The sequence below is a fragment of the Rhodobacteraceae bacterium D3-12 genome, assembly GCA_025916135.1.
In the GTDB taxonomy this organism is placed as follows: Bacteria; Pseudomonadota; Alphaproteobacteria; order Rhodobacterales; family Rhodobacteraceae; genus JAKGBX01.
The window spans coordinates 984610-997928 of record CP104793.1 but is presented as its reverse complement, the minus strand read 5'-3'; the positions used below and the strand labels follow the sequence as shown (position 1 = coordinate 997928).

Genomic DNA, 13319 nt, shown 5'->3' with positions numbered 1-13319 from the left:
CGCACAAAAAATGTCAGCGCCGGCTTAACCGAGCTTGGTTGCCACCACCCACCAAGCGGGGAATGCGGCGCGAATCTTGTTTGCAGCATTTTCAGCGGCGGACTGGGTTTCGAACAGGCCAAAACAGGTCGCGCCAGAGCCGGACATACGGGCGAGGCACAGTTTCGGCTGCGCCTTGAGCACGTCGAGAAGCGTGCCGATCACCGGCGCGAAAGCGATGGCCGGTGCTTCAAGGTCATTGCGTTGAGAGGCCAGCCAATCGGCGGCCTGCACCGGGTTGGACAGGCGCGGCAGGTCGGCGGGCATGGGTGGGTTTTCCTTGGTCGGCAGAGCAGAGAACACCGCGCCGGTGGGCACCTCGACACCGGGATTGACGAGGACAGCGGGCAAGGGCGGCAGGGCAACAGGCGCGAGCGCCTCGCCGATGCCACGCATGCGGGTCGCCTTGGGCGCAAGGCAGACCGGAACATCCGCGCCGAGCGCCTCGCTGCCGTGGGGAATGGGCCGCCCGGTCAGGTCAGCCAGCAAGCGCAGCGCAGCGGCGGCATCAGAGGAGCCGCCCCCTATCCCGGCGGCAGCAGGCAGGTGTTTTTCAAGCGTGAACGCGGCGGTTTCGCCCATCCATGCGGCGGCCTTGAGGACAAGGTTGCGCGCATCCTGCGGCACGCCCGCAGCCATCGGGCCATCAACGCAGAGCGTTGAAGCGGTCGCGGGAGAGATGGTGAGGTGATCCCCCACATCGGCAAAGGCCACGAGGCTGTCGAGCAGGTGCAGCCCGTCGTCGCGTTGGCCGGTCACATGCAGCGAAAGATTGACCTTGGCGGGCGCGAAGCCCCGCGCGTCAGCCATCCTCGCCCGCCACTTTCAAAGGCTTGGCCCCCTCTTCGGCCAAGACTTTATCGAGGCCGATTTCGATTTTGCGACGAATGCGGTCGGGGTCGGCGTCTTCGGAGGTTTCACCGTACTCGACAAAGGAGAGCGCGCGCTTCCACTGAAACTCGGCTTCGCGGGTGCGCCCCACCGCCCAATAGACATCGCCAAGGTGGTCATTCACCACCGGATCGACCGACATGAGTTCGGTTGCGCGTTCCATATGGCCGACCGCCTCTTCGTAGCGACCAAGGCGGTAGAGCGCCCAGCCGAGGCTGTCGATGATATAGCCCGATTTGGGCCGCGCGGCGACGGCGCGTTCAATCATGGCGAGGGCTTCGTCCAGCTTCTCGCTTTTTTCAACCAGCGAATAACCGAGGTAGTTCAGGGCCTCGGGGCGGTCGGGGTCAAGGTCCAGCGCCTTGCGGAAATCGGCTTCGGCCTGGGTCCAGTTGTCCGTGCGCTCGTAACAGATCCCACGGGCGTAATAGACGAACCACTGGCCGGCCTCGGCGCTATCGTATTGGGCGATGCCACGGTCATAGGCAGTGATCGCCTCTTTGTAACGCTCCATCGTGCGCAGCATGTCGCCGAGTGTATTGTGAACCACCGGCAGGTCGCCGTGGGTCTTGGCGAGCTGTTGCAATACCTCAACCGCTGCATCCGGTTTACCGGCCTTGCGCAGCGCATCGGCACGGCCCAATTCGGCGGCATGAAACGCCGCATCATCGCTGGGCACTTTGTTGAAGGTTTCGGTCGCGAGATCATATCGCTCCATGTCTTCGAGGATTTCCGCAGTGAGCAGGATCGCGTCGATATGGCCGGGGCGCAGGTATTCCGCCATGCGGGCAAAGAGAATTGTGTCGACATCGCGCGCTTCGCCGCGAATGGCACCGGCGACGGTATAGAGCACCTCGGCCATGCCATCGCGCACCGAGGTTACCATGGTGAAGGGCAGCGTTTCACCGGCCTTGAGCTTGGTCCGCAACAGGGCGAGTTCCGGGTCGAGCGTTTTCCCAAAGCTGGATTCCAAGACTTCGAGCGCCTTGTCGTTTTGTTCCAACTGGCTGAGCACTTCGAGCCGGGTGATTACCCCGCGCCGGGTTTGCACGGCGGCGCCGGGGCCGGTTGCGCCGAGGATCTCTTCGGCGCCTTCGAAATTGCCGACCATCGCGAGCGCCAGTGATTTGTGATAGAGTGCGAAGCCTTGCTGTCCCGGCTCTTTGGCCATGGAGTCAAAGGCGTCAATTGCGTCGGACATGGCCCCCTTGCCAAGATGCGCCCATGCGCCAACCAAGCCATCAACCAGAGCGCCGATACCGCGCTTGTCTTCGATCCGTTTGAGCAGATCGTCATGGCGGCCATTCCAGGCTTCGTTGGACAAAAGCACCATATGCGACAATTGGCTTGCGTGGCCCTCTTTCTCCATCAACGTGGCAATCGGCAAAGCGCGATCGAAGCGGCCCAGCGATAGGAAGGACAGCACAGCGGCTTCCATCAGCGATGGGTTGGACGGATCACGTGCCAGCGCAAGGGTGTAATATTGCGCGGCGGCAGCGAAATCGCCGCTGTATCGCGCCTGTCGCCCGGCAAGGTAAGCCCCTGAAAGCCCATCGGCCATGGCCGGAGGGATGCTGAGCTGCATCGCCAAGGCGGCGACGGCGGCGAGTTTAATGGCTTTCATATGCGAGGGTGCCCTTTGTTGCCGATCTGGAAGGGCAGAGTAGCGCAACCGCCCGCAAACGCAATGCAACAAGACGAAACGCGCAAAGATGTGAGCGGGGCGGAGCGAAATCTTTCAAAGATTTCGCCTAATTTTCTTGCGAAGAAAATTGGTCCGCTAGCCGAGGGCGGGGGCGACGCACGCTATGTGGTCGCCCCCGACGATATTACATGTTCGGGTAATTCGGCCCGTCACCGCCCTGTGGGGTGACCCAGGTGATGTTCTGGCTGGGGTCTTTGATGTCACAGGTTTTGCAATGCACGCAGTTCTGGAAGTTGATCACGAAACGCGGGTCTTTGCCTTCTTCCTCGACCACTTCGTAAACCCCTGCCGGGCAATAACGCTGAGCCGGTTCGGCGAATTTCGGCAGGTTCACCTCGATCGGGATGCTTTCATCGCCGAGACGCAAGTGGCAAGGCTGGCTTTCCTCGTGATTGGTCATGGCAAAGGATACGTTGGTCAGGCGGTCAAAGCTGATCTTGCCATCGGGTTTGGGATAATCGATGGGCTTGTGCTTGTCTGCCTTTTCGGTCGCGTTTGCGTCGTTCTTGCCGTGTTTTAGCGTGCCGAAAAGCGAGAAGCCGAAGGTGTTTGTCCACATATCAAGACCGCCGAGCGCGAGGCTGGGCAGGAGGCCCCATTTCGACCACATCGGCTTGACGTTTCGGACCTTTTTAAGGTCTTTGCCGATCGCCCCATCATGCACTTCGGTTGCATAATCGCTCAGTTCATCCCCAGAGCGGCCGGCGCTGATGGCGGCGTGCGCAGCTTCGGCTGCGGCTTTGCCCGAGAGCATCGCGTTATGGTTGCCCTTGATCCGTGGCACGTTGACCATACCCGCCGAACAGCCCAGCAGCGCAACACCCGGTGCGACCAGTTTGGGCATCGACTGATAACCGCCCTCGGTGATGGCGCGCGCGCCGTAAGCCACGCGTTTGCCGCCTTCGAGCAGGTCCGCAATCATCGGGTGGTGCTTGAACCGCTGGAATTCCATGTAGGGGAACAGATAGGGGTTCTTGTAGTTCAAATGGACCACAAACCCGACGTAGACCTGATTGTTTTCAAGGTGATAGACAAAGCTCCCGCCGCCTGCGCGGTTGCCGAGAGGCCAGCCCATCGTATGGGTGACGGTGCCTTCCTTGTGCTTGGCGGGGTCGACTTCCCAGATCTCTTTCATGCCAAGGCCGTATTTCTGCGGCTCTTTTCCGGCGGAGAGGTCGTATTTGGCGATCACTTCCTTGGAGAGCGAGCCACGCACACCTTCGGAGAGGAAGACGTATTTGCCGTGCAATTCCATGCCCGGCTCGGTGTTGGGACCGATCGAGCCGTCGGGTTCAAGGCCAAATACCCCCGCAACCACGCCTTTGACGCCGCCGTTGTCATCATAGACCAGTTCGGAGCAAGCCATGCCGGGGAAAATCTCGACGCCCAGCTCTTCGGCCTGTTCGGCCATCCAGCGGCAAACATTGCCCATCGAGACGATGTAATTGCCGTGGTTGTTCATCAGCGGCGGCATCGGCCAGTTCGGCACGCGGATTTCGCCCGCCTCGCCCAGCATATAGAAATTGTCGTGCTCGACCGGGGTATTGAGCGGCGCGCCTTTTTCCTTCCAGTCGGGGATCAGCGCGTCGAGACCGCAAGGGTCAAGCACCGCGCCGGACAGGATATGAGCGCCCACTTCCGAGCCTTTTTCCAGCACAACAACCTGCAAATCTGCGTCAAGCTGTTTGAGCCGGATTGCCGCGGAGAGGCCAGCAGGCCCCGCTCCGACAATCACAACATCGTATTCCATGGCTTCGCGCGCGGTCTCAGACATGTGTTTTTCCCTATCTAACGGCGTGGCGTAACTTTATTTCGCGCCTGATTACATGGCCCCGCTTGCCTAGGTCAATCGCAACACCACGTTAATCACGTAAAACGCGGCATCTGGCAGCAGGTAAAATCCGGTTTTTTGGGCCGCGTCCTGTTGTTTCGGCCCGTTTTCACCCGGTTCGCACATCAGACAGGATGGCGCTGTGCGGGGATCAGTCAAGCTCGGGGCGTTCGGGTTTGACCCAATCCATGTCGGGGTGGTCACGGATCACGCCCCAATCGACAACGCCCACCTTATCGGCCCAATTTTCGTATTCCTTGAGCAGTTCCGCGGCCTTGGGCGCGTTTTTCAAGCGAAGGTCGTGAAGCTCGGTGCGGTCATCGCGCATGTTGTAGAGTTCCCAGTCCTGACCAAATTCGCGCACCAGCTTCCAATCGCCAATGCGGGCGGCGCAATTGCCTTCGTGCTCCCAGAAAATCGGCGCTTCGCGTTCGGCGTCATGATTGCGGAACAACGGCCCAAGGCTTTCCCCGTCGAGCTTCTGAATGCCGTGGCCGTCGAAATCCTGCGGATAGCTGGCGCCTGTTGCATCGAGAATCGTTGGCATGATGTCGACCACATGTCGCGCCTGATGCACGATGCCGCCAGCTTTGATGCCGTTGGGCCAATGGGCAAAAAGCGGCGTAGATATGCCGCCCTCGTGCACCCAAGTCTTGTGCATCCTGAAGGGCGCATTCGAGACGTTCGACCAAGCGACATCATAGCTTTGGAATGTGGTGCCGGGACCGGGTTCAAGCCCCGCGATATTGCCCGCAGTGATGCTTTCGCCGTCAAACCCGCGGTCGGGATAGCTTGCGGCCCAGCCGTCTTCCTCCATGAATTCCGCGCACCCGCCGTTGTCGGAGAGGAACAGAACCAGCGTGTCTTTTTCGACCCCGAGCGCGCGGAGCTTGGTCATGACGCGACCGATGCCGCGGTCCATGCTTTCAACCATCGCCGCATAGGTCGCCATGCGGGCGTCTTCCCAATCCTTGTTTTCGGTATGCTCCCATGGGCGAGCATCAGGGTCGCGGGGCGAAATCTCCCAATTACCTTGCAGCATACCGCGCCCGAGCATGGCTTCGTGGCGGGAGATGCGCAGCGCGTCCCACCCTTTGAGGTATGTTCCTTGATAGCGGGCGATGTCTTCGGCGTGGGCCTGAAGCGGCCAATGCGGCGCGGTATAGGCGAGATAGAGGAAGAAGGGTTTCCCCTCGCCCACCGCCTCGCCCACCATATCAACGGCTTTGTCCGAGATCGCATCGGTCATGTAGAAATCGTCGCTTGTGACATCAATGCGGCTGTCATCCTCGCCGATGTAATGGGGGAAGAAATAGCTTCCTGCGCCGTCGATTGTACCAAAGAAACGGTCAAACCCACGCTGGCGCGGTGTTGGCTGTCCGACGTCGCCCGGTGTCCAGACATCTGCCTCGCGCGGGTCATAGGGGCCGCCGACGTGCCATTTGCCGCTCATCAAGGTGCGATAGCCCGCAAGGCGCAGCACCTCGGCAATGGTGACCGCATCGTTGCGCAGATACCCCTGATACGCCGCCGAGCCGTAATCCGCCGTCATGTGCCCGATGCCCGCCTTGTGCGGATAAAGCCCGGTCAGCAGGCTGGCGCGGGTCGGGCAACAGCGTGCGCAATTGTACATCGACGTATAGGTTTGCCCGCCCCGCGCCATAGCGTCGATATTGGGGGTGTTGATCTCGGACCCCATGCAGCCGATATCGGAAAACCCCATATCGTCGGCGAGGATAAGGATGGCATTCGGGCGCTTTGCGTTCGGCGTATTGGGCATGTTGTGATGCTACCAGCAGAATCAGAGAAGGCCAGCCCCCGGATTGTTAGGCGAGCATCGGTGTGAGAGAATTCCGCCCATTGAAGGCGTATGGTCTTTACTCTATTGCAATGCACCGCGCCTTGTGGACATGGTGAATTCAACCGCCGCGGCCCATATGTAAAACGCCAAGCGGCTGACAAGACACGACGAAAGCAGTGACATGGAAAAGATATTGATGACCCGCGCGGGGCATTCCGCGCTTGAAACCGAATTGAAGAAGCTCAAGTCCGTTGAGCGCCCCGCCGTTATTCAGGCGATTGCCGAGGCGCGCGAGTTGGGGGACCAAGGAAAACGCCGAATACCATTCGGCGCGCGAAAAGCAGGGGTTCATCGAGGGGCGCATTCAAGAGCTTGAGGCCATTGTTGGGCTGACCGAAGTGATTGATCCGACCAAGTTGAAGGGCCCGATCAAATTCGGCGCGACCGTGACGTTGGCGGATGAGGACACCGATGAAGAAAAGACATGGCAGATTGTCGGAGAGCATGAAGCCAATGTCGAAAAGGGATTGCTGAACATCAAATCCCCGATTGCGCGTGCGTTGATCGGCAAAGATGAAGGCGACAGCGTCGAAGTGCGCACCCCCGGCGGTGTGCGCAGCTATGAAGTGCTTACGATCAAATACGTCTGAGACGGTGAAACGAGACCGGCGATGAGTGACCAACAGGACAGCCGCCCGACCCCTCTGGGCATTTATGACCGGCCAAGCCAGCCGATGATTTCGGCCATCGAGATTATCGCGATTGCCTTGTCGGGATTATGGCTGGTCGGCTCGGCGATGTTCTTTGTCGCTCTCACGCCTGAGGTCACGCCCGAAAGCGGCGGCAGCGGCCCTGATACGTTGCGCTTTATCATGACGATGCTGGCGGTGTTCCTGCCAGTGGCGATGATCTGGGTCGCGGCAACGGCAGCGCGGGCATCCAAGGTCATGCGCGAGGAAAGCCGCCGCTTGCAGGGGGCCATCGACGCGATCCGGCAGGCCTATGTTGCACAAAGCCAAGGGCGCGGTGCGGTGGTCGACACGTCGGTCGCCAAGAAGCTGGACGAGATCGCTGCGGCGCAAAAGAAAACCGAAACCGCCTTGGCCATGTTCCATTCGACGCGCGATAGCGGTGCGGTGCGGGCCGCGGCCACCGAGCCCCCTGCGGCCGTCGCCGACGAGCAAACCGCCCTGCCCCTTGGCACGCGGGCCGAAGACATGACGCCGCCCCTGTCGCGGGGCGATTTCGTTCGGGCGATGAACTTTCCCGAAACCGCAGAAGACGCCGAAGGGTTCAGCGCCTTGCGCAAGGCGCTCAAAGATCATCAGGCGAGCCAACTGGTGCGCGCCAGTCAGGACGTGCTGACTCTGCTCAGTCAGGACGGCATATACATGGACGATCTGCGCCCCGACATGGCACGCCCCGAAATCTGGCGCAAATTCGCCGCCGGAGAGCGTGGGCGCCCTGTGGCTTCGCTCGGAGGGGTGCGCGACCGGTCGTCTTTGGCGCTGGCGGCGGGACGGATGCGGCAGGATTCGATTTTCCGCGATGCGGCGCATCATTTTCTGCGCAAGTTTGACCAGATATTCACGGAGTTCGAAGAAGGCGCGAGCGACGAGGAAATCACCGATCTTGCCAACACCCGCACGGCGCGCGCCTTTATGCTGTTGGGGCGGGTCGCGGGCACGTTTGACTGATTTCGCATAAGTTTCGGAGGGTCGACCTTGGGAAAGAGCGCCCCTGTTAGCTTATAAAACCATCCCAAGGGATGAAGGTGACGGGGTCGCCTTCCGCGACATCGAGCGCGTGATCGGGCAGTTCTACAAGCCCTTCGGCCCAGCTTAGGCCGCTGATCCGGCCCGACCCTTCGGATTTGAACACCTCGGCGCGGCCATCGCGCATCCGGGCGCGCAGGTATTCGCGCCGCCCCGGTTTCTTGCGTTTGGTAAAGGCCGCCGGAACGCTATAGCCGCGCGGGGCCTGCCAGCCGCGTCCTGCAAGCAGACCCAGCGCAGGCAGCCCGAAAACACAGGTGCAGACCATTGCTGCCACCGGGTTACCGGGCAGGCAGAACACCGGCGCCCCCTGCCAGAGGCCAAGCCCCAACGGGCGGCCCGGTTTGACCGCGATCCGCCAGAGCGCCATGGCACCGGCTTCGGTTAACAAGGCCGAAACGTGGTCTTCATCCCCCGCCGATGCGCCACCAGAGGTGAGGATCGCGTCGGCCCCAGCCGCGGCGGCGTCAAAGCGTGCGCGCATGGCGCTGCGGCTGTCTTGGACACGCCCCATATCAATCGCGACATGGCCCGCGCGTTGCAGCAAGGCGAGCAGCATCGGGCGATTGGCGTCGAAAATCTGACCGGCGCTGACGGAGTCGCCCGGCTCGGCCAGTTCGTCTCCGGTCGAAATCACCGCAACTCTAAGCGGTTTGCGGATGGGCAGCGCCGCGTGGCCAACAGCAGCGGCAAGAGCGAGATCAGCAGGCGTAAGGCGACGTCCAGCAGGCAGGATCACCGCGCCTTTTTCGACATCTTCCCCGGCGCGGCGGGTGTTCGCGCCGGGTTTGACGCCGCCGCGAAAGGCCACCTCTCCGGCGCCGAGTTGCACGTCTTCTTGCAAGACAACGGTGTCAACACCATCGGGCAAGGCCGCGCCGGTCAGGATGCGGATCGCATGGCCGGGCGGGACGGAGCCATTGAAGCGCAGGCCCGCAGCGGCGCGACCGGCGACCAGCGGCAAAACCGGATCACCGGGCGGCAGGCTTTCATGAGCAAAGCCATAGCCATCAACGGCGGTGTTGGGCAGCGGCGGATTGGAGCGACGGGCGGTGACAGGCTCGGCGAGCGTGCGCCCGAGTGCTTCGCTGAGCGGCAGAGTTTCGAACCCGGTGACAGGGGTAAGCCGGTCACGCAGCAAGGCGAGCGCATCGTCGACCGGCGTCCAATTCACGCCAGCGGGCAAGGCAAAGCAATCGTCACGAAGCGGCGGCGGGGCAAGATCAGAAATGGTTCGCGCCGCGCGGCGCAGCGTATCCTCGTGACCGAGGCCAAAAATCCAGCCCTCCTGCGCAGCCTCGGGAGGGGTGTCGGCGAGCATCTGTGCCAGAGTGTCGTGCGGCAGAGCCGCGACCGCCCCGGCGAGCAGGCGCACCTGTGCCGCATCCGTGATTTCGTCAGCGCGTTGCGCGACTTTGACTGCGTCGCCAATCAGGGAGGGCCAGATTTCGACAAGCGCCAGAGGGGCATTGCCGAGCGGTTCAAACGGCCATGCGGCACCGTTGAAGCGGGCGCGCAGGCGGTGGAGCACGGGCAGGCCCATCATCACCTGCCCGCCAACCGACCCGGCGCCAGACATCTGCCAGCAAGAAAACGCGCCCTTGGCGCGGCGTTCGGCCTCGCGCCATTCGGGCAAGGCCAAACAATTGCGTGCCCGCCCCTTGCGGGGCAGATCGGGGATGTCGCGCTTGAGACCATTGCCCCAAAAGGGGCCAATGCCGTCGAACAGGCGGTTTATGCGGCCTGCGATATCAAAGCGGTTGTTGGACTTTGGCGCATCCGTGATCTGATCCGCGAACCACGCCCAAAGGGCAAGCGGGTCGTCGGTGGCGGTTAGGGACCGAGTGAGGCCAGTGGGATAGCCAAACGGGAAATCAAACCCGGCGAGGACGCGGCGATTGGCGTCTATTTCTTCGCCGATACGGGTGGTTAGCCAATCTTCGGCGGTCTGCCGATTGCGATGATAGAGCGGCGCTTCGCCGGCGACACAGCTCCAGATTGCGTCTTTCTTAGGCGTGGGGCCACGGTCATTTCCGCCGGACCAATCGACCATGATAAAGGTGTCGAACTTAGCCATTTTGCGCAACCTTGTTTGCCACCTCAGCCCAGATGAAATCGGCAATCACCTTGGTATTGTTCAGATCAAACACCGGGCGATCAAGGGTCAGGTCGCTATCGCTGGCCACGGCGCGGATCGTGGGGTCATCGGGCGCGATGAGGGGCTGTTTGGTCGCGGCGCGGTGTGCTTCGATCTTGGGGTGGTCGGCGCGTTTATAGCCTTCGATCAGGACCAGATCGCAGGGGTTCAGCTTGGCCAGTAACTCTGTCAGGGGCGGCTCTGGCGCGTCGCCAAGCTCGCTCATCAAGGCCCAGCGGCGACCGGAGGCGAGCAGCACTTGTCCGGCCCCGGCGGCACGGTGGCGGAAGCTGTCGGTGCCGGCTTGGTCAACGTCGAACGCATGGTGGGCGTGTTTGAGGGTCGAAACGGTCAGGCCGCGGGCGGTGAATTCGCTCACCAAACGCTCCATCAGGCCGGTTTTGCCGGAGTTTTTCCAGCCGGTAACGCCATAGATTTTCATGGCGCGGCCTTGGCTATGGATTGCGCCATGGCGAGGTCTTCGGGCGTGTTGATGTTAAAGAACGGATCGGGATCGGTGCCGGGAAAATGGGCAGAGGCGGCGCCATGCCCGTCGGTCCATTGCACCACCTTGCGCAAGCCACCATTCAAGGCATCCCGCAGATCATGGCGCAGGGCCACGGGCCAGAGGCCGAAGGTGGGGTGGCGGCCATTATCCGTCTTGGCGAGGGTAAGAGGGTTGGTCATTCCAGCGGCGGCCTGTGTCAGCCTGTCCACCAGATCGTGCGGGAAGAACGGTGTGTCAGCGGCGGCGGTGACGATTGCGTCGGCGCCTTGTTCTGCGGCCCAATCCATGCCCGCCAGCACGCCCGCGAGAGGGCCGGGGAAGCCATTAATCGTGTCGGGCAAGACGGGCAACCCGAGGCTGTCAAAGCGAGAAGGATCACCATTGGCATTGAGCGCAAGCGAGGTGGTTTGCGGCGCAAGGCGTGCGATCACATGCGACAGCAACGTCCCCTGCCCCTGTTGCGAGGTCAGGGGCAAAAGTGCTTTGTCACCACCGCCCATGCGGCGGGCCAACCCACCGGCGAGGATTATGCCGATAGGCGCGCTCATGATGCGCCCTTGCGGCGGGCTTTTTTCGGCTCATCCGGCACCTTCGAAAGGTCGGCATCGCGCAGCAAGCGTTCTTCTCCGCTGAGACAGACAAACCGCTGGCCGCGCAGTCGCCCGATCAGGGTGAGGCCGACCTGGCGAGCGATTTCCACGCCCCAAGCGGTAAACCCAGAGCGTGAGGCGAGGATGGGAATGCCCATGAGCGCCGTTTTGATCACCATTTCCGAGGTCAGCCGCCCGGTGGTGTAAAGCAGCTTGTCACCGGCCCCCTGCCCTTCGGAAAACAGCCACCCGGCGATTTTGTCGACCGCGTTGTGGCGGCCCACGTCCTCCATATAAACCAAGGGGCGCGCGCCCTGACAGAGCACGGTGCCATGGATCGCCCCCGCTTCGAGGTAGAGCGACGGGGTGCGATTGATCGCCGACGAAAGCGCATAGAGGTCGGAGGTTTTGAGCGGCGTGGGCGGCAGGGTCACCTTGTCCAGCCCCTCCATCATGTCGCCAAACACGGTGCCAACGGCACACCCCGACGTGCGGGTCTTGCGCTGGAGCTTGTCTTCGTAGGTGGTTTCAGAGGCGGTGCGAACGACGACGGTTTCAAGCTCGTCATCATAATCGACCGAGGTCACCTCCTCATCCGCCGCCAGCATCCCTTGATTGCGCAAGAACCCTAGGGCGAGGTATTCGGGGTAGTCACCTATCGTCATGGCGGTGACAATTTCCTGCCGGTTGAGGAAAATCGTCAAGGGGCGTTCTTCGATTACCCGGGCCTCGATGGGTTGGCCGAGATGGTCGGTTCCCGTGACCCCGCGCGTCAGCCGACGGTTCGCGGGATCGGGCGCGATGAGATATTGCGACGTGATTTCAAGCTTTGCCAATTGCAACTTCCCCATGGCGGCGATAGGCCGGTCTTGCGAACAATCTAGGACCAAGACATGCGCGCCACCACCGAAAAATTCGCCTATTGGGAAGGGGTCCGCGACGGGGCGCCTTTTATGATGGTGGTGGTTCCATTCGCCCTGCTGTTCGGCGTTGTGGCGAGCGAGGCGGGCCTGAGCGTGCTGGAAACCACTGCGTTTTCGATTGTGGTGATCGCCGGCGCGGCGCAGTTCACCGCCCTGCAGCTGATGCAGGAGCATGCGCCGACCTTTATCGTGATCCTGTCTGCGTTGACGGTGAACCTGCGTATGGCGATGTACTCTGCTGCCCTGACCCCGCATCTGGGCGCGGCGCCGTTGTGGAAGCGGGCCTTGGTCGCCTATCTGACTGTCGATCAAAGCTATGCCTGTTCGGTTGCTGCCTATGAGAGGCACCCGGATTGGCGATTGGCACATAAGCTGTCGTATTTCTTTGGGGCCTGCTCGCCGGTGATTCCGCTGTGGATGGCGGCATCGGTTTTGGGCGCCTGGGTCGGCAAGTCGATCCCGCCGGAATTTGCATTGGATTTTGCGGTGCCGATCACGTTTCTGGCTTTGATCACGCCGATGTTGCGCACGGTGGCGCATGTGGCGGCGGCGGTTGTGGCTGTGTTGCTGGCGCTTGCGATGACTTGGGTGCCGTTTAACCTTGGTCTGATTTTTGCCGCTCTGGGCGGAATGATGGCCGGTGCGCAGGTCGAAGTGGTAATGGAACGGAGGCGCGGTGATGGCTGATCTGTCGGACCTGTGGCTGGTGATCATCGCCTTGGGCGTGGGCAGTTTCGCCCTGCGCTTTGTCTTCCTTGGCTGGATCGGCAACCGCGAATTGCCCCCGTTTGTGCTGCGGCATTTGCGATATACAGCGGTGGCGGTGCTTCCGGCGCTGGTCACGCCGCTGATTTTGTGGCCAGCCGCGACAGGTGGGGAACCGGACCCTGCGCGCCTTGCTGCGGCGGCGGCGACGCTGGTGGTTGGTGTGATGACACGCAGCGTGATCGGGGCGATCAGCGCGGGCGCGGTTGTGCTATACGGGTTGATATACTTGCTGGGATAGCCCGAGGGCTTGGCGACGCGTTCTAGCCGAATGGCGCAGGTTTAGCGGCCGAACCGGCTGACCCACTCAGGAAGAGTTGCAGATCCGACCTATCGCTTTGTGGTTTACTGCTT

The 13319-nt window shown here is 61.7% G+C and carries 11 protein-coding genes and 1 pseudogene; 4 read left to right on the top strand and 8 right to left on the bottom strand.

Annotated features, from left to right (window positions below):
* Positions 1–24 precede the first annotated feature (24 nt).
* The 4 genes from N4R57_05000 to N4R57_04985 all read right to left on the bottom strand — a co-directional run bounded on the left by N4R57_05000 (position 25) and on the right by N4R57_04985 (position 6246).
* Complete coding sequence (locus N4R57_05000) at positions 25–849, bottom strand: 4-(cytidine 5'-diphospho)-2-C-methyl-D-erythritol kinase (protein ID UYV38437.1); 825 nt, start codon at positions 847–849, stop codon at positions 25–27.
* Positions 842–2554 carry a tetratricopeptide repeat protein gene (locus tag N4R57_04995; protein UYV38436.1) on the bottom strand — a complete coding sequence of 571 codons (1713 nt, stop codon included), beginning with the start codon at positions 2552–2554 and terminating at the stop codon, positions 842–844. Before N4R57_04995 ends, N4R57_05000 begins: the two co-directional genes overlap by 8 nt.
* Before the next feature lie 205 nt (positions 2555–2759).
* Positions 2760–4409: an electron transfer flavoprotein-ubiquinone oxidoreductase gene (locus N4R57_04990; protein UYV38435.1), complete on the bottom strand. Its 1650-nt coding sequence runs from the start codon at positions 4407–4409 to the stop codon at positions 2760–2762.
* Positions 4410–4617: 208 nt separating this feature from the next.
* On the bottom strand, positions 4618–6246 hold the full coding sequence (locus N4R57_04985; protein UYV38434.1) for an arylsulfatase: 1629 nt from the start codon (positions 6244–6246) through the stop codon (positions 4618–4620).
* Positions 6247–6448: 202 nt separating this feature from the next.
* On the opposite strand from N4R57_04985, the pseudogene greA reads away from it, so the two are divergent.
* Together greA and N4R57_04975 are read left to right on the top strand one after the other, a co-directional pair.
* Positions 6449–6917, top strand: a pseudogene (greA, locus tag N4R57_04980) (transcription elongation factor GreA).
* A 21-nt stretch (positions 6918–6938) separates the two neighbouring features.
* On the top strand, positions 6939–7964 hold the full coding sequence (locus tag N4R57_04975; protein ID UYV38433.1) for a hypothetical protein: 1026 nt from the start codon (positions 6939–6941) through the stop codon (positions 7962–7964).
* Positions 7965–8010: 46 nt separating this feature from the next.
* Here N4R57_04975 and N4R57_04970 read toward each other — a convergent pair whose 3' ends face one another.
* Genes N4R57_04970 through N4R57_04955 form a run of 4 tightly spaced genes read right to left on the bottom strand, consistent with a single transcriptional unit; the run spans position 8011 to position 12113 of the window.
* On the bottom strand, positions 8011–10119 hold the full coding sequence (locus N4R57_04970; GenBank protein UYV38432.1) for a molybdopterin-binding protein: 2109 nt from the start codon (positions 10117–10119) through the stop codon (positions 8011–8013).
* Complete coding sequence (gene mobB / locus N4R57_04965) at positions 10112–10621, bottom strand: molybdopterin-guanine dinucleotide biosynthesis protein B (protein ID UYV38431.1); 510 nt, start codon at positions 10619–10621, stop codon at positions 10112–10114. The genes N4R57_04970 and mobB overlap by 8 nt, the downstream gene beginning before the upstream one ends.
* A complete protein-coding gene (gene mobA / locus N4R57_04960; protein ID UYV38430.1) occupies positions 10618–11235 on the bottom strand; it encodes a molybdenum cofactor guanylyltransferase MobA in 618 nt (205 codons plus the stop codon). Before mobA ends, mobB begins: the two co-directional genes overlap by 4 nt.
* Positions 11232–12113: a formate dehydrogenase accessory sulfurtransferase FdhD gene (locus tag N4R57_04955; protein UYV38429.1), complete on the bottom strand. Its 882-nt coding sequence runs from the start codon at positions 12111–12113 to the stop codon at positions 11232–11234. The genes mobA and N4R57_04955 overlap by 4 nt, the downstream gene beginning before the upstream one ends.
* 57 nt (positions 12114–12170) lie before the next feature.
* Between N4R57_04955 and N4R57_04950 the strand changes: the two genes are divergently transcribed.
* Together N4R57_04950 and N4R57_04945 are read left to right on the top strand one after the other, a co-directional pair.
* Entirely contained in the window at positions 12171–12887 is a 717-nt protein-coding gene (locus tag N4R57_04950; GenBank protein ID UYV38428.1) for an AzlC family ABC transporter permease, read from the top strand.
* On the top strand, positions 12880–13206 hold the full coding sequence (locus N4R57_04945; protein UYV38427.1) for an AzlD domain-containing protein: 327 nt from the start codon (positions 12880–12882) through the stop codon (positions 13204–13206). The genes N4R57_04950 and N4R57_04945 overlap by 8 nt, the downstream gene beginning before the upstream one ends.
* The last annotated feature ends 113 nt before the right edge of the window (positions 13207–13319 follow it).